Raw genomic sequence first — 18,059 nt, 5'->3', positions numbered from 1 at the left:
CTAAAACCAGGCTCGACACTTACGCCAAGGCCTATCCCCTGCCCCATGCGCCGTCAACGGAAAGCGGCTTCTTACATTCAGCCGATCTCGATCCAGCGACGCTCGTGGAATGACTGTGCCATGGCATGAACCGACTTCTCTATCCTGAGACCGTCTTTAAATGTCACGATCGACGACGGCTCGCCTGATATTGCCCGGATCAGCTCGCGGCACTCGATGATCTTCAGATCGTTGAAGCCGAGACCATGGCCGGGCGCCGGAATGAAGCGATCATAAGGCCGATGGGCGGGCGCCGCCAGTATCTTGCGGAAGCCCTGTTCCGAGCCAGGCCCTTCTGCCTGATAGAGTTCAAACTCGTTCATGCGCTCCTGGTCGTAGAGGATCGAGCCTTTCGAGCCGTAAATCTGCAGGGCGATGCGCCCCTTGCGACCCCAGGCGGCGCGATTCGCCATCAACACGGCGGAGATGCCGCCGCCGAGCCGCATCAGCACGTTGGCGGCATCGTGATTTTCGACGGCACGGCGACCACCCTCGCTGAGCGGACGGTCGGCATAGGGCTTCACCATGTCCGTTATGACGGCCTCGACATGGCCGAAAAGATACCAGAGCAACGACAGCGGGTGCACGGCGAAATCGTCAAGCGCACCATAGCCGGCGGAAAGCTCGCTCTTCCAATAAAAGAAGACGTCGGGATCGGCCATGAAATCCTCGTCCATTTCGACGCGGACATGATTGACCGTACCGATGACGCCGTCGCCGACGAGCGTCCTGATGTGCCGCATGACGGGATTCTGAATGTAATTATAGCCCAGAGCGGCAACCTTGCCTGATCGTTCCGCCGTCGCCAGCATGCGCTCGGCGTCGGCGTAGGCGGGTGCCATCGGCTTCTCACACCAGACATGCTTGCCGGCTTCCAGGGCTGCAATCGCCATCTCGGCATGGAACTGGTTGGGCGTGGTGACGGAAACGACGTCGACCTCGGGGTCGGCGATCAGCGCCCGCCAGTCGGCCGTTGCCTTCTCGAAGCCGAACTCGCCGGCACGGGCCTCGGCAAGCCCGGCATTGGCTTCAGCCAGGTGCACGAGCCGCGGACGCTCGACATCGCCGAACACGGTCTTTACCGCATTCCAGGCCAGCGCGTGGCACTTGCCCATATAACCGGTGCCGATCAAACCGATGCCAAGTGGCTTCATTTTCCGTCTCCTCCAGAAGTGTGCGCGGATTTTTGGAATATTTGGATCATTTTGACAAGAGACCGTTGGCAGGCATATGGCCTTCATTCTCTCGGTGCGATTGTCCAAAACCCTGAAATTACAGGCGATTAAAAACAATTAGGCGCACCGTTTGAAATCGTCTATGCTCGGGGATATGGAATATTTGTTTCATCCCGTGAGCCGCAAGCATGGATAATGACCCCCAAAGGCACGCGCGCGTGCCGCGCGATTTCGAAAGCCTGCGCAGCACCATCATCGAGCGCAAGGCGAACATGCCGAAGCGGCTGGCGCAGGTCGCCGCTTTCGCGCTCGGCAATCCCGACGAGATCGCCTTCGGCACGACGGCGAGCATCGCGGCCGCCTCCGAGGTCCAGCCGTCGACGCTGGTGCGCCTGGCGCATCATCTTGGTTATGACGGCTTTTCCGATCTGCAGAGCATCTTCCGTGAAAGGCTGCGCGACCGAACGCTGAGCTATGAAGAGCGGCTCGTCACGCTGGAGCAAACGAGCGGCGACGACGAAGACGCCAATCTACTCTCCGGATTCATTGCCGCGGCGAACCAGTCGGTCAATCGGCTGGCCGCGACGGTGCAGAGCGAGACATTCACGAAGGCGGTGGATATCCTCGCCGCCGCCGAAACGATCTATCTGATCGCCAAGCGCCGCTCCTATCCGCTGACGGCGCATATGAGCTACGCATTTTCCAAGCTCAACATCCGCCACCAGATCGTCGCCTCGCCGAACGGAGTCGATCTTGAAATGGTGCAGTTCGCATCGCCGAGGGATGCGGCGATCGCTGCGAGCTTCTCGCCCTATGCAGCCGACAGCCTTAGCCAGAGCCAGGAGCTTGCCGACCGCGGCGTCCCGGTCATTGCGATCACCGATTCGGCCTTTTCGCCGCTTGCCGCCTGCGCCACGCATTGGTTCGAGGTGGCGGAAGCCGATTTCGCCGGCTTCCGCTCGCTTTCGGCCTCGATGGCGCTCACCATGGCGCTGCCGGTTGCGATCGCCGAGCGGCGTCGCAAGCATCAACATCACAAAGCTGGAAAAGAGAAAATGGAATAAACATTCCGAATTGACAAAATATCGGAACCAATGTTTCATTATCGACATTCGCAGGCACTGGAAGCCGCGCAAAATCTAGCGGGAGGACATCATGGTACAAACGAATCCGGGTTCACAGCCGGAGCCGGCGCTTGATGTAATCACCATCGGCCGGTCCTCGGTCGATCTTTACGGCCAGCAGATCGGTTCGCGGCTGGAGGATATCGCCTCCTTCGCCAAATCCGTCGGCGGCTGCCCGTCCAATATCGCCATCGGCACGGCGCGGCTCGGCCTCAAGTCCGGGCTCATCACCCGCGTCGGCGACGAGCAGATGGGACGCTTCATCCGCGAGCAGGCCGCGCGCGAGGGCGTGGCGACGGACGGCATCGTCACCGACAAGGAACGGCTGACAGCGCTGGTGCTGCTGGCGGTCGAGGCGGAGGGCGTGTCGCCGATGATCTTCTATCGCTCCGACTGCGCCGACATGGCGCTCGAGGAAGGCGATATCGACGAAAACTTCATCAAATCGTCGCGCGCCGTTCTCGTTTCCGGCACACATTTCTCGCGGCCCAACACCGAAGCCGCGCAACGCAAGGCAATCCGCATCGCCAAGGAGAACGGCCGCAAGGTGATCTTCGACATCGACTACCGGCCGAACCTCTGGGGGCTTGCCGGCCATGCGGAAGGCTTCGAACGCTATGTGAAATCCGACCGCGTCTCCTCGAAGATGAAGGAAACGCTGCCCGATTGCGATCTCATCGTCGGCACCGAAGAGGAAATCCTGATCGCATCAGGCGCCGACGACGTGCTCGGCGCGCTGAAGGAAATCCGCCGCCTGACGCCGGCGACGATCGTGCTCAAGCGCGGTGCGATGGGCTGCATCGTCTATGACGGGCCGATCGCCGATGACCTCGAAGCCGGCATCGTCGGCCAGGGCTTCCCGATCGAGGTGTTCAACGTGCTCGGTGCCGGCGACGCCTTCATGTCCGGTTTCCTGCGCGGCTTCCTGCGCGACGAGCCGCTGAAGACCTGCGCCACCTGGGCCAATGCCTGCGGCGCCTTCGCCGTCTCCCGCCTGCTCTGCTCGCCGGAATATCCGACCTGGGCGGAGCTCGATTTCTTCCTGAAATCCGGCAGCAAACATCGGGCGCTGCGCAAGGACGAGGCAATCAACCATATCCACTGGGCATCGACCCGGCGCGGCGAAATCCCGCTGCTGATGGCGCTGGCGATCGACCACCGCTCGCAGCTTGTCAGCGTCGCCGACGAACTCGGCGTCGGCCATGACAAGATCGTTGCCTTCAAGCGGCTGGCGGTCGAGGCGGCAGCGCGCGTTTCGAACGGCCGCGATGGCTACGGCATGCTGATCGACGAGCGCTTCGGCCGCGACGCCTTCTTCGATGCGGCGACGAAGAATTTCTCCTGGATCGGCCGGCCTGTCGAACTGCCGGGCTCGAAGCCGCTGCGCTTCGAATTCAGCCAGGATATCGGCTCACAGCTTGTCGAATGGCCGCTCGGCCATTGCATCAAGTGCCTGTGCTTCTATCATCCCGACGATCCCGCCGAATTGAAGACGGAACAGCAGGAGAAGCTGCGCACGCTGTTCGAGGCCGCGCGCAAGGTCGGTCGCGAGCTCCTGGTGGAAATCATCGCCGGCAAGAACGGACCGCTCACCGACGATACGATCGCGACCGCGCTGGAGGAGCTCTACGCGCTCGGCATCAAGCCGGACTGGTGGAAACTGGAACCGCAGGCCTCCCGCGAAGCCTGGAAGAAGATCGATGCGATCATCGCCAAAAATGATCCATGGTGCCGTGGTATCGTGCTTCTCGGGCTCGAAGCGCCCGCAGAGGAACTGATCTCCTGTTTCGAGGCGACGCTGGCGGCTCCCTCGGTGAAGGGCTTCGCCGTCGGACGGACGATCTTTGCCGATCCGGCGCGCGCCTGGCTCTCGGGCAACATGAACGACGAGGAGGCGATCGCCGACATGGCCGACCGCTTCCGGCAATTAACAGAGGCCTGGCTTAAGACGCGTGAGCTTCAGTAGCATAAAATTTAGACCCCTCCCCAACCCCTCCCCACGAGGGGGAGGGACTTAACCTGAGGCGCCGCCTCGAACCAGGCGGCAACCGTCCTGCTGGAAGAAGCGCTGCAATAGGCGTGAAACGGCACGGCAGGTTAGCCCCTCCCCCTTGTGGGGAGGGTTGGGGAGGGGAAACCAGACAAAGAGTTAAAAGTTCGGGAGGCCCCGATGGGCAAGACGATACGGTTGACGATGGCGCAGGCTGTCGCGCATTTCCTGAAAGTACAGATGACTATTGTCGACGGCAAAAAGGTGCCGATCTTCGGTGGCGTCTGGGCGATCTTCGGTCACGGCAATGTCGCCGGTGTCGGCGAGGCGCTCTATCAGGTGCGTGGAGAACTGACGACCTATCGAGCCCACAATGAACAGGGCATGGCGCATGCCGCGATTGCCTATGCCAAGGCGAATTTCCGCACGCGATTCATGGCTTGCACGACCTCGATCGGCCCCGGCGCGCTGAACATGGTGACAGCCGCAGGCGTCGCGCATGTCAACCGCATTCCCGTTCTCTTCCTCCCAGGCGACGTCTTCGCCAACCGCGCGCCGGATCCGGTGCTGCAGCAGATCGAGGATTTCGGCGACGGCACGGTTTCCGCCAATGATGCCTTCCGCCCGGTTTCGCGCTATTTCGACCGAATCACCCGGCCGGAGCAGATCATCACGGCGCTGAAGCGGGCCATGCAGGTGCTGACCGATCCGCTCGATTGCGGCCCGGTGACGCTGTCGCTCTGCCAGGACGTTCAGGCCGAGGCCTTCGATTATCCGGAAAGCCTGTTCGAAGAAAAAGTCTGGGCGAGCCGCCGGCCGCAGCCGGATGCGGACGAGCTGGCAAATGCCATCGCGCTGATCAAGGCGTCTGAGAAGCCGGTGATCGTCGCCGGCGGCGGCGTGCTTTATTCGCAGGCAACGAGGGAACTCGCGGCCTTCGCCGAAACCCATGCCATCCCCGTCGTCGTCACCCAGGCCGGCAAGTCGTCGATCAACGAGACCCATCCGCTGGCGCTCGGCTCGGTCGGCGTCACCGGCACCTCGGCGGCGAACGCGATCGCCGAAGAGACGGATCTCGTCATCGCCGTCGGCACGCGCTGCCAGGATTTCACGACCGGCTCCTGGGCGCTCTTCAAGAACGACAGCCTGAAGATGATCGGCCTCAACATCGCCGCCTACGACGCGGTGAAGCACGACAGCCACCCTGTCGTGGCCGATGCCCGCGAAGGGCTGAAGGCGCTTTCGGCAGGCCTTTCCGGCTGGAAGGCGCCGGCGGCACTTGCCGAAAAGGCAGTTGCGGAAAAGAAAATCTGGATGGAGGCTGCCACCAAGGCTATGGCGGCGACCAACACCGCCCTGCCCTCCGATGCGCAGGTGATCGGCGCGGTGGCGCGCACTCTCGGCGGTGAGAACACGACGGTGCTTTGCGCCGCAGGCGGTCTGCCCGGCGAGCTGCACAAGCTCTGGCCGGCGACGGCGCCCGGCAGCTATCATATGGAATACGGCTTCTCCTGCATGGGCTACGAGATCGCCGGCGGGCTCGGCGCCAAGATGGCGCGCCCCGAACGCGATGTCGTCGTTATGGTCGGTGACGGTTCCTACATGATGATGAACTCCGAGATCGCGACCTCGGTCATGCTCGGCCTCAAGATCAATATCGTCATGCTCGACAATCGCGGTTATGGCTGCATCAACCGGTTGCAGATGGGCACCGGCGGCGCCAACTTCAACAATCTGCTCAAGGACTCCTATCACGAGGTGATGCCGGAGATCGATTTCCGCGCACACGCCGAAAGCATGGGCGCCATCGCCGTCAAGGTCAGTTCCATCGCCGAACTCGAGCAGGCGATCGTCGATTCGAAGAAGAACGATCGCACGTCTGTCTTCGTCATCGACACCGATCCCTTGATCACCACTGAGGCCGGCGGCCACTGGTGGGATGTCGCGGTGCCGGAAGTCAGCCCGCGCGAAGAGGTCAACAAGGCGCGCAAGGGTTATGTCGAAGCCCGCGGCTCCCAGCGCATCGGCTGAACAGGTTAGCCCCATTTTTCCGGAGGAGCGGACCCGCTCCTCCGCAATGTCTTTAAGGAGAATATTGATGAAGGCCAAACTCGGCATGTCGCCCATCGCATGGTGGAACGACGACCTTCCTGAGCTTAGCGACGATGTGTCGCTCGAAGAATGCCTGCGGCAGTCGCGCAGCGCCGGTTTCACCGGCATGGAGCAAGGGCGCCGTTTCCCGAGCAACCCGGAAGAGATGCTGCCGATCCTGCGCGCTGCCGACGTGACGCTATGCGGCGGCTGGTTCTCCGGCACGCTTGTCAATGAGGAACTGGCGGCCAACAAGGACCGCATCGCGCCGATGATCGAGCTTTTCAAGGCGGTCAGTGCGCCCTGCATCGTCTATGGCGAAGTGGGCCGCTCCATCCAGGGCGACCGCTCCAAGCCGCTCGCGACCAAGCCGCGCCTCGCCGAAGACGAGATGAAGGCCTATGCGCGCCGCGTCACCGAATTCGGCGAATGGTGCGCGGACCAGGGCATGCCGCTCTCCTACCACCACCACATGGCGGCGGTGGTCGAAACCGAGCCGGAACTCGACGCCTTCATGCGCAATTCAGGCGAAGGTATTCCGCTGCTGCTCGACGCCGGGCATCTGGCCTTTGCCGGCGGCGATGTGCTGCGCGCCATCGACAATCATCACGCCCGCATCAACCACGTCCACGTCAAGGATATTCGCCAATCCGTGGTGGATGGGCTCGACCGCAGCCGGCAATCCTTCCTCGACGCCGTGGCGCTTGGCGCGTTCACCGTGCCGGGCGACGGCTCGCTCGATTTCGGCGCCATCGTCCAGCGCTTCGCCGACCATGGCTATGAAGGCTGGTTCGTCGTCGAGGCCGAACAGGATCCGCGCAAGGCGCCGCCGCAGAAGATGGCCGAGATTGGCCATGCCGAACTGATGCGCGTCATGACCGCGGCTGGTTATACTGTGGAAACGGAAGGTTTCCCGAAGGGGTAACGCGACGAAGGCCCTCCCCCGCCAGGGGGCGGGGGCAAGGCGCCCCCTCATCCGCCCTTCGGGCACCTTCTCCCCGATGGGGAGAAGGGGGAATGGAGACGGCACGGCACATCCCTTCTCCCCCGCGCCCGCTAACGTTACGAGGAGAAACACCAATGCCAAACCTCAAGGTGAAACCATCCGGCACGCATGGTCGTGTGACGCATGTCACCCCGGAGAATGCCGGCTGGACGTATGTCGGCTTCGATCTGCATCGAATCAAACCGGGTGAGACCGTTTCTGGGGAAACCGGCGAGCGCGAGGTCTGCCTGGTCTGGGTGACCGGCAAGGGCAAGGCCTCGGCCGGCGCGAAGGATTTCGGCACGCTCGGCGAGCGGATGAACCCCTTCGACGGGGCTCCGCATGCGCTTTATATCCCGACGGGCTCGACATGGTCCGTCACGGCAGAGACCGATTTGGAACTGGCTGTCTGCTCGGCGCCCGGCGGCGGCGGCTATGAGGCAAAGGCGATCCCGCCCGGCACGCATCCGCAGGTGACGCGCGGCAAGGGCACGAATGTGCGCTACGTCAACAACATCATGCCTGAGGACGATAATTCGGCGCATTCCTTGCTCGTCGTCGAGGTGATCACGCCAGGTGGCCATACCTCCTCCTATCCGCCGCACAAGCACGATCAGGACGACCTGCCGAACGAGAGCTTCCTGGAAGAGACTTACTATCATCGCCTCAACCCGCCGCAGGGTTTCGGTTTCCAGCGCGTCTACACCGACGACCGCTCGCTCGACGAGGCGATGGCGATCGAGGACGGCGACGTCACACTGGTGCCGAAGGGCTATCATCCCTGCGCGGCAACGCATGGCTATGATCTCTATTATCTCAATGTCATGGCCGGGCCGAAGCGAATCTGGAAATTCCACAATGCCGCCGAGCACGAATGGCTGCTGAAGGCATGAAGGCCGTGCTCGATCGCTAAATAATCTGACAGCGCCAAACTGTCGGTGATGGTTCACTGCCTCCATCCAACGAAGATGGAGGATCATCATGCACAGCTCGAATTTCACGATACCGGCCCGCAATATCCGCTCTTCGCGGCGCATCCGGCCGGCCGGCCTTCTTTCTACAGCCGTCACGGCAGTCCGCTGGCTGGAGCGCAAGATCAGCGAACGGCGCAACTATAATGCGCTGATGGAACTTTCCGACGCTCAGTTGAAGGATGTCGGCCTCTCCCGGGGGCAGACAGAAAGCGACGTGCACGTTTACAGCCGCTACTGAAACATCAAACTCACTGTGGTACTGTGCCCCTGCGCAGCCTTGTCGGGCTGCCCGCCTGAACCCGGACGATACGATGTCGCAGTTTTCAACAGCACTGCTCCTGAAAACGAAGACCGTAACCATTCGTGACGTCGTCTGCAATGGCGAGTGCCGCCACAAGAGCGACGAGGAATGTGCGCACAAGACAAGCCTCGTCTATCCCTATCGCGGCGTCTTCATGCGCCATGTCGGCCGCACGGATACTGTGGCTGAAGCCAATCAGGTGCTGTTCTTCAATGCCGCTCAAGGCTATCGGATCAGTCATCCGATCGCGGGCGGCGACGCCTGCATCGACCTGTCGATCGACGAATCCATGCTGGAAGAGCTGGCGCCGAAGGAGCAGGCGCAGCCCGGCCCGGTCTTTTCCTTCCGCCGCCAGCGCCGGCGGATCGACCCGCGCGCGCAGGCGCTGGTCGCCCTGCTGCGTCACGGTCTCAGGCGCAATATCGCAGAAACGCTCGAGGCGGAAACGCTGGCCCTGACGCTGGTTCGCCGCTCGCTCGGCGAGCGCACGTCGCACGCAGCCGGCGCGAGCGTCGGCCGGCAGAAACTCGTCGACCGGGCAAAGCTGGTGCTTTCCTCCGATCTCGCGAGACGCTGGACGCTCGCGGAAATCGCCTCGGAAGTCGGCGTTTCCCCTGTTTACCTCACCCAGGTCTTCCAGCAGGTCGAGGCCACGCCGCTCTATCGCTATCAGTTGAGGCTGCGGCTTGCCCGGGCGCTCGATCTGCTCGGCCAGTATGACGATCTGACCTCACTCGGCCTCGATCTCGGTTTTTCCAGCCATAGTCATTTCAGCGCTTCCTTCAAACAGGCCTTCGGTCAGACTCCGGCCGAATTTCAGCGCTCGGCGCAATTGCGGCGCCGACCGTAGAGCTTTTCCGCATTGATAATCGCTAAAGTTTTCGACAGCGGTGATGCGGTCTTCGATGCTCTCATGACGCTGTCCCGATCCGGGGACGATCAATGGAGGATTACCCGATGAAGAAGACCACATGCGCTGTCTGCGACTGCGAACTCGGCGCCGAGGTCATCACCGTCAAGCTCGGCGGCAGGACCGTCGAAGTCTGCTGTCAGGAATGCGCCGAGGCGCTGAACGAGGCGGAAGCGTCGACGTCGGCCGCTCAGAGCAGCAAGGAATAAAGGGCAATCGACGGAGGCCGCGCCAGGGAGGCGCGGCTCCCACATCTCAGGCGGGCAGAAGCCCGTATCGCCAGCCGCGGCGCCTGGCATTCTCAGACAGTACCAGCAAGGCAAGCGCCACCATGCCTGCCTCGGCAAAGACAGGCACCATCCAGATTCCCTGTTCGCCGAAGACGAAGGGCAGCAGGAAGGTGAGAGGCAGGGTGAGAAGATAGGGTCGTGACAGACCGAAGATCGCCGCGCGCGGCGCATCGCCGATCGACTGGAAATAGGACGACAGGATCAGCATCTGCCCGAAGAGAAAATAGGCGCCGATCGTCCAAGGTAGAATTCGCCTGACCTCGGCGATAATGGCGGGATCGCCGACGAAGACGGCGCCGATGCGGCCGGCCAGCAATTCCACCGTGATCTCCACCAGGCTGCAATAGACGAGCGCCGAGAGCATGGCGATCTGCAGGCTGCGGCCGACGCGCAATCCAAGGCCGGCGCCGTGATTGTTGCCGGCGATCGTCTGCAGGGCGATGCTGAGACCAAGCAGCGGCAGATAGGTGAAGGTCAGGATGCGGGTGATGATGCCGTAGGCGGCAATGGTGGCGGTATAATCACGCGTGCTCCAGAGCGAGACGTTGACCAGAATCGCGGCCGAGGCAAGCGATATGCCGATGAAACCGAGGCTCATGGGCGCGCCCAAGGCGACGATGCCGCGCCATTCGACAAGGGCGAATGCGGGAGCAGGTCTCAGCGTCGCCGGCCGGCGCCAGCGATAGACGAGCACGGCCACGAGACAGACGAATTGCGAAGCGATGGACCCTGCAGCCGAACCGAGCACGCCCCAATGCATCGCTGCCATGAACAGCCAGTTGGCGAGGATGTTGAGCAGCGAGGCCGAGAGCGTGACCGCCGTCATGAAACCGATCCTGCCTTCACAGCGCAGCCCGTCGAGATGCAGCGACAGGAAGAAACTCACTGGCGTCGAGGCGATCATCGCGCCCATGAATAGCGTGGCGCCGTCGGCCACAGCGGTGTTTTCGGCGGCGCCGGCATTGATGATCCGCCCGCCGAGGGTCCAGTAGACCATGATGAGGATCACGATGACGGCGAGCGCCAGCGTATGGGCGCCGGAAAATACCCGACGCGCACCCTGGCGATCGCCGGCACCGAGCCGGCGGGCGAGGATGCTTCCCATGCCGTTCGAGACGAGCGATTGCAGGGCGACCAGCAGCATTAACCCCGGGAAGATCAGGCTGACGGCTGAGAGCGCGTCGGGGCCGACATAGGCGCCCAGGAAATAGGCGTCGACGACAGTAAAGAGGCCGTTGACGGTGGTGATCGCGACGATCGGCGCCGCAGTCCTGATGAATACGCCCGGCAGCCAGCCGGTGAGGAAGGCATTGCCTTTGGAAGGATCGGTCATGGGGAAATCCGCGCGATATCGGGCGACATCCGCTGCGGCTTGAACAAGCGCATGCGGGCAGCCTGGAAAGGATGAGGAGCAAATCAGAGATCGAGCACCAGATGAGGCACGCCGTTCGAGGTCTTCCTGGGGGAGACGCCGTCGGCATCGATCTGCGCAGTCACGCGCCGCCGAAAGGCTGAAAAGCTCTCGAAGGTGACCACGTCAACCGTTTCGTCGAAATGGATAGTGATCCGGTGGAGGCCGCCCGGCAGAGCGGAAAGCGAGAGGATTTCGCCAGTGAACGGCTGATTGAGATAGCGTCCGCGAATATGGGCGCCGACGAAGAGCGGCGTTTTCGCAGCCGCATTGGGCCTTGCCGCCAGAGCCGCAAGCGTGTTCCAGTCACGCGCGCCGTGCTGGCGGGCGATCATTTCCAAGGCCGCACTGTGGGTCAGCGCGGTGCCGCGATCGTTCATCGCCTGGCGCAAGCGCTTGGCCTGGGCCTTCAGTTCTTCAATGCCGGGATAGGTCGTCATGGAGTGAGCCTTCGCAAGGCATGCTCTTCGACTGCAAATGGGAGCTCGCGTTGCCGTCAGTCAGCATGCACAAGGGGCCGTGACCATGATCGCGAAGGCTTCACCATGGATTTTCATCCGCGAGCGGCCGGTGCCTCGAACCGGGCTTTGTATGCGCGATTGCCGTCGGCATGTCAAGAATGGCGCGATTGCCCGCGGAATTGCGCGAATTTGGAGCAGATCTGGACGGAATCGGTGCGATTTTCAGCGATTCTCAGCAACAGCCTTCAATCTTAACGATGATCTTCAGCAATCGTCAGCACTCTTGCATTATTCTCTGCTTACGATGAGCGGAGGCTAAAAGGGCCTTTCAGATGCACCTCGACACAGAACACCCCAAGCCGGAACGTGCTTACCGGGAATTCAATCTCGACAGGCCGGGCAATATCATCTTCGTCGGCCACCACCTCAGCACCGGTACGCAGGTACGCTGCCTGATCCGCACGATCACACTTGCCGGCGCCGTGCTCGAAGTCAGTCCGAGCCTGGAGATGCCGAGTCATTTCTTTCTCGAAATACTCGGCATCCATGACGAGATCGGCGCCACGGTGGTCAAACGCGAAGACGAACTGGTGACGATCAGCTTCAACATGCTGCTCAATCCGGCATTCCTGCACCACGTGCTGCGACTGAGCTTCGAAACCTGAGGCGTCTTCCGATCACCGCCCGATCGCGGCGCGGCCTCCTCGTCTCGCCTCTTCTTGCGGAGAGATGCGCGATGATCGGTATGATCCAGAGAAGTCCGCGCCATTCCGGGCCATCGAGCGGATCGGCCACGGGATCGCGGCGCATCCGGTAATTGCGGGACGCGACTTCGTTGAAGAAAACTACCCAGTTGAGAAGCATTGCCTATCCTCCATCTATTGCTGGAGTAGTTGAGCTAGGCCTTCACGCCCCCGCTATGTAGAGGCGTGGAGGAAAGGGGGGTTTCATCCATGAAAGAGGCGAGCTGGGACGATCTGCAGCTTTTCTTCCATGTCGCGACCGGCGGCGGGCTTTCGGCAGCGGCGGCGCGGACGGGGCTCAGTGCGCCGACGATCGGCCGGCGGATGCTGGCGCTCGAACGGGTGACCGGCCGGTCGCTATTCAACCGCGGCCCCACAGGCTACCTGCTTGCCAAGGACGGCCAGGAGCTGCTCGATCGCGTGCGGCGGATGCAGGATGCAGCGCGGGCGATCTCCGACTGGCGCGGTGAAGTTCTGACGCTGCCGATTGTGTCGACGGTCGTCGACAGCTGGACGTCGCGCTTCATCGCCGACCACCTGGCCAGTGTCTGGACGCCGAAAGACTGCTTTCGCATGTGCTACAAGACCTGTGACGCGAGCGTCGATTTCACCTATCGCGAGGCGCATATCGCCATTCGCCACAGCCGGCCGGACGGCGGCAACGTCGCGATCCGCCGTTCAGTCAAGGTGGCGCATGCGGTTTATCAGGCAGCCGATTATGACGAGACCAATTGCAACTGGATCTCGCTCGGAACGGACATCGCCATCACACCGGCGGACAAGTGGACTTTCGAACAGCCGGATTATTGGATCACCAGCTGGACGAACACGCCGCATATGCTCTTTTACCTGATCCGAGGCGGCGCCGGCCGCGGCGTGCTGCCCTGTTTCATCGGCGACCAGGAGCGCAAGCTCGTCCGCGCCGGACCTGTCATCGATGAATTGACCTACGAGATGTGGATCGTCGCCCATGACGACGAGCGGCAAAGGCCTGAAGTCAGGACGGTCATCGATCGCCTGGCCACACTGTTTGCCGATCATGAAGATCTGTTTGCCGGAGAGAGACCGTTGGTCTGAAGCGAACAAGAACACGGGCCAACGGGCCCGCGTTAGCTCATCGGTTGGTTTCATCACGCGGCGAGATGCCGCTCGATCTCGTCTATCGGTAGATTGGTATAGTCTTTCGCCAGTTCCGCCGATATCGCCGCCTGCGTCTCGGCGCTCAGCGCCGGCCGCAGGGTGCCGAGCGCCTTCGGCGGCGCGATAAGGACGATACGGCGTGCATCCTTTGCCTGCGTCAGCTCGTCCATTCGCTCCGCCACATGTTTCAGAAATTGCGCTTCGGCCTGCTCCTGCCAGCTGGTCTCTTCGACAGCGCTGCGGCTCCATCCATCAGCGGCATGGCTGCGGCCAGGCTTGTCGGTGCCGAGCTCGCGATCGGGCTCGTTCGGCTGCGTCAGGGTTTCCAACACCTTCAGGTTCATCAGCTGGGCATCGCCGGCGTTCTGCATGATGAGGGCCTTGGCTCCATTGCAGACTACGACCCATGATTTCCCGGGGATTCTGATGTCGGTCATCTTCAACTCCTCGCTGTCGTCATCGAAGCGCCCTTGCTTCATCGATCGAAAACGCGTCGCGATCTTTCAGATTCGCTCCTTGCGCTTTCGCTGTTTATTTTTACGCATGTCGTTACCGCAAAACCGCTGACACTTGTGCGCGACATGCTTTAGGCAGAACGCCCGGCCATTGAAAGAGTTCGGGAAAACTGCGCTGAAATCGGTAGGGGCACATCCGCAATGTGTTTTGGCAGCACAGTCTGCGTACCGATTGTGAACATTCGGCGTCCCGCATGGAAACAAAATTTGAACTCGTTAAAATTGTCTTTTTATATTTGACGAATGTGCAAAACATTCATGTGACCGTGGCTGAAGCAAGATTAGCTTGCTCCAGAGCAAGAACCCCCAATTGTGCCCTGTCTGACGGAGAATGTAAGATGACTATGCTCCGCGCCACACACCTTGCGACGGTCAAGTCCGCCATTTACGACCTGCGCTGGGAAGAGTTCAACGTCAAGCGCCCGGCCCGTATCGTCGCCGTCCGGCCGTGCCTCACCGGCGTCTCGATGCGAAGCGCCGAGATCATCGACATATCGCAGGGCGGCGCAACCTTCATCGTGTCGACCACCGCCGGTCTGCCGAAACATTATTATCTCAACATTCTCGGCCTGGCCTATCGCATCGGTTGCGCCGAGGTCTATCGCAATAAAGAACGCATCGGCGTACGGTTCATCAACCTCCTGGACCCCGAGGTTCTGCGCCGCGTCGTGCGCGCCGATTTCCTTGTCGGCAATATGGAAGCGATCGACGCCCGGCGTGCACCGATGTTCCGCGATACGAGGCTCGCCGCCGGTCCCGCATAAGTCCTTGGATGGAAATGACCCAAGGACAAATTGTTCGGCAATTCAAAGCGCTACGTCGCCCCCGCCGCTTTGAAAAGGACGCACTGTGTGAGCGCTGCGGCTGCAGGATAATCTTGCTTGCCTTGGCCGTGCCCGGGCCTATTGTTGCGCCTGATCTCAACATGTCCGGGAAACAGCCTTCGCATGTCCGCCTTCTCGCGCTTCACGCCCCTCATCAGCGCCCTGCCCTCCACAGTTCCCTTCGTCGGCCCCGAAGCCATCGAACGCCAGCGCGGACGTGCCGTTCTGGCGCGCATCGGCGCCAATGAGAACGGCTTCGGCCCGGCCCCCTCCGTGCTCGCCGCGATGGGCGAAGAGGCACGCGACATCTGGAAATACAACGACTCGGAAAATTTCGCGCTGAGGGAAGCGCTTGGCGCGCATCTTGGTGTGACGGCCGCCAATATCGCCGTCGCCGGCGGCATTGACGAATTGCTCGGCCAGATCGTCCGGCTGGTGATCGAACCGGGGGCACCCGTCGTTACCTCGCTCGGCGCCTATCCGACATTCAATTTCCATGTCGCCGGTTTTGGCGGCCGACTGGTGACAGTCCCCTACGCAAACGACCGCGAGGATCTCGACGGGCTGCTCGACGCGGTCAGGCGCGAGAATGCGCCCCTCGTCTATTTCGCCAATCCCGACAATCCGATGGGAAGCTGGTGGGACGCCGACAGCATTGTCGCTTTCGCCCGGGCGCTGCCCGAGACCACGATGATGGTGCTGGACGAAGCCTATAGCGAAACCGGTCCGGCACATTCGCTGCCGTCGATCGCCTCGCTCATCGAACTGCCGAACATCGTGCGCACCCGCACCTTTTCCAAGGCTTACGGGCTTGCCGGCTCACGCACCGGCTACGTGATCTCGACCTCAGGCACGGCACAGGCGTTCGACAAGATCCGCAATCATTTCGGCATGAACCGGCTGGCGACGGCTGCAGCGCTGGCCGCGCTCAAGGATCAGGCCTATCTGGCCGAGGTGGTCGGGAAAATCCATGCAGCACGGGAGCGGATCGGCCGCATTGCCCGGGCAAACCGTCTTGAGCCGCTGCCCTCGGCAACGAACTTCGTGGCGATCGATACCGGCCGCGACGGCGCCCATGCGCGGGCGATCGTCGATGGCCTGATGGAGCACGGCGTCTTCGTCCGCATGCCGGGTGTTGCGCCGCTCAATCGCTGCATCCGTGTCAGCGTCGGACCGGAGGCCGAGATGGCGCTGTTCGAGGAAGCACTGCCGCAAGTCCTGAAGACGCTCACCTGAGGTTGTCATTCCTGTCCGTTCGCCGACATGGTCGGGTCTTCGCCATTTGCCTGCGTATTGCGATCAGCTGAGTTCCTGGGCGAGGCCGATCAGAATCCCTTCAGGTCCGCGAATGTAGCAGAGCCGATACGCATCCTTATACTGAACGACTTCCCCTACGAGCTGCGCGCCGCGCCCGCGGAGCCTCTCAAGCGTCTCGTCGATGTCATCCACTGCGAACATGACGCGGAGGTAGCCGAGGGCGTTGACCGGGGCGTTCCGGTGATCTGCGACGACAGGCGGCGCCAGGAAGCGGGAGAGCTCAAGCCGGCTGTGGCCGTCCGGTGTGCGCATCATGGCGATCTCGACACGCTGATCTCCCAGCCCGGTGATACGTCCGGCCCATTCGCCTTCGACCGTGGCCCGCCCTTCCAATTCGAGGCCGAGCTCGCGAAAGAAATCAATCGCCTCTCCGAGGTCTTCGACGACGATTCCGACATTGTCCATTCGCTTGAGCGCCATGTTTTGATCTCCAAGGTGTCGTTGCAATCGACGAGGTCTTGCCTCGTCTAACGAAGGACGTCTGAGGCGTCCCAACACCGACAACCTCAGAAATTTGAATCATGGACCCGCTCAAATCGCCATTCCGACTTCAAACGTCTGTTGGAGCACCGTGCGTCCCCTGGAGACGCGGCGCTCCAACACGTCGAGTTGAGCTATCGTTCTGTCCGGGAATCGTTTCGGATTTTCGGTCGATGCGTTAGTGGACCGTCATCCATTCGCGGGCAGCGCGCAGTGCTTCCACGAGCTGCATCTTGTTCATGGCAGCGGCCACGTCGGCGCGAAGCTCGGCGGCGCGGTCGTTGCCCTTGATCGCGGCAATGTTCAGCCACTTGTGGGCGGCAACGAGATCGACGGCACAGCCGCGGCCGGTTGCGTACATCAGGCCCATTTCGCAGAAGACATCGGCGCTGTTGTTGTCGCCACCCATGGTGGCCGTTTCAGCATTGTGCATTTCAAAGCGTGCCATCGGTTTTATCCCTGTTAGCCTGTTTACGACTTACCCTGTTTTACCTTCGGACCCGCCGTCTATCGCGGCTTTGCGGCCCTTCCGGTCCGGCGGGTTTGCCCCGCTCGTCTGATGGCTTGACTATGCCAAACGGCTTTCAAAAAACGCCTAAAATGCATGATTAATTTGAGACAAACAAACTGCAAACGCTTGGTAAAATTGGGTTTTTGTTAAACATCGGATTCCCTGGGATTTAGGCATTTTCGCTCAAATTTTACAAAAGATTCAGATTCGCAAATAAACGGATCATTCATCATGAAATCAGCAGGCGACGGGTTTAAAAGCTCTACGGTCGGCTTTTCGGCTGCTTTCAGCGAGCGGCGAACGGACAGCCGGCTCTATTTACCTTTACGTTCGCGTCAGTTATTTTCGCGGCCGGTCAGAGGACATCAGGGAGGAAAAGATGATCCGCAGTCTCATTCTTGCCGGCGCTATCGCCGTGATCGCTGGTACAGCGCATGCCGAGGAACCTATCGTCGGCAAGTGGAAGACGGCTTCCGGCGAAACGGCGGTGATCGCGGCATGCGGCGGGAGTTATTGCGTGACGCTGAAAACCGGCAAATATACCGGCCGCAAGATCGGCACACTTGCCGGGACCGGCGGCAGCTATGCCGGCGAGATCACCGACCCCGCCGCCGACAAGACCTATAGCGGCTCAGGAACGATTTCCGGCAATTCACTGAAGATGCAGGGCTGCGTGATGAATATCCTCTGCAAGACGCAGACCTGGACGCGGCTCTGACACGATAAGGCCGACACAACAATCATCCCAAACGTATAATCGTGCCGGCCGAAATGCCGG

The 18,059-nt window shown here is 61.4% G+C and carries 20 protein-coding genes; 13 read left to right on the top strand and 7 right to left on the bottom strand.

From position 1 onward, the window contains the following. Positions 1-77 precede the first annotated feature (77 nt). On the bottom strand, positions 78-1,193 hold the full coding sequence (locus AMK00_RS06875) for a Gfo/Idh/MocA family protein (RefSeq protein ID WP_064809981.1): 1,116 nt from the start codon (positions 1,191-1,193) through the stop codon (positions 78-80). Between the two features lie 209 nt (positions 1,194-1,402). Between AMK00_RS06875 and AMK00_RS06870 the strand changes: the two genes are divergently transcribed. The 8 genes from AMK00_RS06870 to AMK00_RS32460 all read left to right on the top strand — a co-directional run bounded on the left by AMK00_RS06870 (position 1,403) and on the right by AMK00_RS32460 (position 9,798). Further along, positions 1,403-2,278, top strand: coding sequence for a MurR/RpiR family transcriptional regulator (locus tag AMK00_RS06870; protein ID WP_064809980.1), 876 nt, complete (start codon positions 1,403-1,405; stop codon positions 2,276-2,278). 91 nt (positions 2,279-2,369) lie between these two features. Then, positions 2,370-4,304, top strand: coding sequence for a bifunctional 5-dehydro-2-deoxygluconokinase/5-dehydro-2-deoxyphosphogluconate aldolase (locus AMK00_RS06865; RefSeq protein ID WP_064809979.1), 1,935 nt, complete (start codon positions 2,370-2,372; stop codon positions 4,302-4,304). Between the two features lie 204 nt (positions 4,305-4,508). Continuing rightward, positions 4,509-6,359: a 3D-(3,5/4)-trihydroxycyclohexane-1,2-dione acylhydrolase (decyclizing) gene (iolD, locus tag AMK00_RS06860; protein WP_064809978.1), complete on the top strand. Its 1,851-nt coding sequence runs from the start codon at positions 4,509-4,511 to the stop codon at positions 6,357-6,359. Between the two features lie 67 nt (positions 6,360-6,426). Next, positions 6,427-7,344, top strand: a complete 918-nt coding sequence (gene iolE / locus AMK00_RS06855) for a myo-inosose-2 dehydratase (RefSeq protein WP_064809977.1) — start codon at positions 6,427-6,429, stop codon at positions 7,342-7,344. Between the two features lie 155 nt (positions 7,345-7,499). After that, positions 7,500-8,297: a 5-deoxy-glucuronate isomerase gene (iolB, locus tag AMK00_RS06850; protein WP_064809976.1), complete on the top strand. Its 798-nt coding sequence runs from the start codon at positions 7,500-7,502 to the stop codon at positions 8,295-8,297. Positions 8,298-8,385: 88 nt separating this feature from the next. Beyond that, positions 8,386-8,616, top strand: coding sequence for a DUF1127 domain-containing protein (locus AMK00_RS06845; RefSeq protein WP_064809975.1), 231 nt, complete (start codon positions 8,386-8,388; stop codon positions 8,614-8,616). A 73-nt stretch (positions 8,617-8,689) separates the two neighbouring features. Continuing rightward, on the top strand, positions 8,690-9,529 hold the full coding sequence (locus tag AMK00_RS06840) for a helix-turn-helix transcriptional regulator (protein ID WP_064809974.1): 840 nt from the start codon (positions 8,690-8,692) through the stop codon (positions 9,527-9,529). 107 nt (positions 9,530-9,636) lie between these two features. Continuing rightward, positions 9,637-9,798: a hypothetical protein gene (locus AMK00_RS32460; RefSeq protein WP_167377186.1), complete on the top strand. Its 162-nt coding sequence runs from the start codon at positions 9,637-9,639 to the stop codon at positions 9,796-9,798. 46 nt (positions 9,799-9,844) lie between these two features. On the opposite strand, the gene AMK00_RS06835 is transcribed toward AMK00_RS32460, so the two are convergent. Beyond that, the gene (locus AMK00_RS06835; RefSeq protein ID WP_064809973.1) at positions 9,845-11,212 is read right to left on the bottom strand and encodes an MATE family efflux transporter; all 1,368 of its coding nucleotides are present in this window, start codon (positions 11,210-11,212) and stop codon (positions 9,845-9,847) included. A gap of 83 nt (positions 11,213-11,295) precedes the next feature. Continuing rightward, entirely contained in the window at positions 11,296-11,730 is a 435-nt protein-coding gene (locus tag AMK00_RS06830) for a glyoxalase superfamily protein (RefSeq protein WP_064809972.1), read from the bottom strand. A 353-nt stretch (positions 11,731-12,083) separates the two neighbouring features. Here AMK00_RS06830 and AMK00_RS06825 point away from each other — a divergent pair, with 353 nt between their 5' ends. After that, positions 12,084-12,416, top strand: a complete 333-nt coding sequence (locus AMK00_RS06825; protein ID WP_064809971.1) for a hypothetical protein — start codon at positions 12,084-12,086, stop codon at positions 12,414-12,416. On the opposite strand, the gene AMK00_RS32890 is transcribed toward AMK00_RS06825, so the two are convergent. After that, the gene (locus tag AMK00_RS32890; protein ID WP_082240280.1) at positions 12,367-12,615 is read right to left on the bottom strand and encodes a hypothetical protein; all 249 of its coding nucleotides are present in this window, start codon (positions 12,613-12,615) and stop codon (positions 12,367-12,369) included. The two genes, AMK00_RS06825 and AMK00_RS32890, sit on opposite strands and share 50 nt — an antisense overlap. Positions 12,616-12,704: 89 nt before the next feature. Here AMK00_RS32890 and AMK00_RS06820 point away from each other — a divergent pair, with 89 nt between their 5' ends. Continuing rightward, complete coding sequence (locus AMK00_RS06820) at positions 12,705-13,571, top strand: LysR family transcriptional regulator (protein ID WP_064801431.1); 867 nt, start codon at positions 12,705-12,707, stop codon at positions 13,569-13,571. Between the two features lie 53 nt (positions 13,572-13,624). Here the strand turns inward: AMK00_RS06820 and AMK00_RS06815 are convergent, their stop codons facing one another. Beyond that, complete coding sequence (locus AMK00_RS06815) at positions 13,625-14,071, bottom strand: baeRF12 domain-containing protein (protein ID WP_064806044.1); 447 nt, start codon at positions 14,069-14,071, stop codon at positions 13,625-13,627. A 416-nt stretch (positions 14,072-14,487) separates the two neighbouring features. Here AMK00_RS06815 and AMK00_RS06810 point away from each other — a divergent pair, with 416 nt between their 5' ends. Both AMK00_RS06810 and AMK00_RS06805 read left to right on the top strand, forming a co-directional pair. Continuing rightward, on the top strand, positions 14,488-14,913 hold the full coding sequence (locus AMK00_RS06810; protein ID WP_064801427.1) for a hypothetical protein: 426 nt from the start codon (positions 14,488-14,490) through the stop codon (positions 14,911-14,913). 183 nt (positions 14,914-15,096) lie between these two features. Next, positions 15,097-16,209 (top strand): pyridoxal phosphate-dependent aminotransferase, encoded by a 1,113-nt coding sequence (locus AMK00_RS06805; RefSeq protein WP_064809970.1) that lies wholly within the window; start codon positions 15,097-15,099, stop codon positions 16,207-16,209. Between the two features lie 63 nt (positions 16,210-16,272). On the opposite strand, the gene AMK00_RS06800 is transcribed toward AMK00_RS06805, so the two are convergent. Together AMK00_RS06800 and AMK00_RS06795 are read right to left on the bottom strand one after the other, a co-directional pair. Next, positions 16,273-16,710 carry a VOC family protein gene (locus AMK00_RS06800; RefSeq protein ID WP_064809969.1) on the bottom strand — a complete coding sequence of 146 codons (438 nt, stop codon included), beginning with the start codon at positions 16,708-16,710 and terminating at the stop codon, positions 16,273-16,275. Between the two features lie 238 nt (positions 16,711-16,948). After that, positions 16,949-17,218 carry a sel1 repeat family protein gene (locus AMK00_RS06795; RefSeq protein ID WP_011424668.1) on the bottom strand — a complete coding sequence of 90 codons (270 nt, stop codon included), beginning with the start codon at positions 17,216-17,218 and terminating at the stop codon, positions 16,949-16,951. A gap of 442 nt (positions 17,219-17,660) precedes the next feature. Here AMK00_RS06795 and AMK00_RS06790 point away from each other — a divergent pair, with 442 nt between their 5' ends. Further along, a complete protein-coding gene (locus tag AMK00_RS06790; RefSeq protein WP_064809968.1) occupies positions 17,661-17,999 on the top strand; it encodes a DUF2147 domain-containing protein in 339 nt (112 codons plus the stop codon). Positions 18,000-18,059 lie beyond the last annotated feature (60 nt).

Source organism: Rhizobium sp. N621, from assembly GCF_001664325.1.
Lineage (GTDB): Bacteria > Pseudomonadota > Alphaproteobacteria > Rhizobiales > Rhizobiaceae > Rhizobium > Rhizobium esperanzae.
Note: the sequence above shows the minus strand (reverse complement) of the source record. Positions and strands in the feature narration are given on the sequence as shown.

Coding starts and splice junctions, on each gene's coding strand:
- AMK00_RS06875 (WP_064809981.1), bottom strand. CDS start 1,193: ATGAAGCCACTTGGCATCGGTTTGATCGGCACCGGTTATATGGGCAAG.
- AMK00_RS06870 (WP_064809980.1), top strand. CDS start 1,403: ATGGATAATGACCCCCAAAGGCACGCGCGCGTGCCGCGCGATTTCGAA.
- AMK00_RS06865 (WP_064809979.1), top strand. CDS start 2,370: ATGGTACAAACGAATCCGGGTTCACAGCCGGAGCCGGCGCTTGATGTA.
- iolD (WP_064809978.1), top strand. CDS start 4,509: ATGGGCAAGACGATACGGTTGACGATGGCGCAGGCTGTCGCGCATTTC.
- iolE (WP_064809977.1), top strand. CDS start 6,427: ATGAAGGCCAAACTCGGCATGTCGCCCATCGCATGGTGGAACGACGAC.
- iolB (WP_064809976.1), top strand. CDS start 7,500: ATGCCAAACCTCAAGGTGAAACCATCCGGCACGCATGGTCGTGTGACG.
- AMK00_RS06845 (WP_064809975.1), top strand. CDS start 8,386: ATGCACAGCTCGAATTTCACGATACCGGCCCGCAATATCCGCTCTTCG.
- AMK00_RS06840 (WP_064809974.1), top strand. CDS start 8,690: ATGTCGCAGTTTTCAACAGCACTGCTCCTGAAAACGAAGACCGTAACC.
- AMK00_RS32460 (WP_167377186.1), top strand. CDS start 9,637: ATGAAGAAGACCACATGCGCTGTCTGCGACTGCGAACTCGGCGCCGAG.
- AMK00_RS06835 (WP_064809973.1), bottom strand. CDS start 11,212: ATGACCGATCCTTCCAAAGGCAATGCCTTCCTCACCGGCTGGCTGCCG.
- AMK00_RS06830 (WP_064809972.1), bottom strand. CDS start 11,730: ATGACGACCTATCCCGGCATTGAAGAACTGAAGGCCCAGGCCAAGCGC.
- AMK00_RS06825 (WP_064809971.1), top strand. CDS start 12,084: ATGCACCTCGACACAGAACACCCCAAGCCGGAACGTGCTTACCGGGAA.
- AMK00_RS32890 (WP_082240280.1), bottom strand. CDS start 12,615: ATGCTTCTCAACTGGGTAGTTTTCTTCAACGAAGTCGCGTCCCGCAAT.
- AMK00_RS06820 (WP_064801431.1), top strand. CDS start 12,705: ATGAAAGAGGCGAGCTGGGACGATCTGCAGCTTTTCTTCCATGTCGCG.
- AMK00_RS06815 (WP_064806044.1), bottom strand. CDS start 14,071: ATGACCGACATCAGAATCCCCGGGAAATCATGGGTCGTAGTCTGCAAT.
- AMK00_RS06810 (WP_064801427.1), top strand. CDS start 14,488: ATGACTATGCTCCGCGCCACACACCTTGCGACGGTCAAGTCCGCCATT.
- AMK00_RS06805 (WP_064809970.1), top strand. CDS start 15,097: ATGTCCGCCTTCTCGCGCTTCACGCCCCTCATCAGCGCCCTGCCCTCC.
- AMK00_RS06800 (WP_064809969.1), bottom strand. CDS start 16,710: ATGGCGCTCAAGCGAATGGACAATGTCGGAATCGTCGTCGAAGACCTC.
- AMK00_RS06795 (WP_011424668.1), bottom strand. CDS start 17,218: ATGGCACGCTTTGAAATGCACAATGCTGAAACGGCCACCATGGGTGGC.
- AMK00_RS06790 (WP_064809968.1), top strand. CDS start 17,661: ATGATCCGCAGTCTCATTCTTGCCGGCGCTATCGCCGTGATCGCTGGT.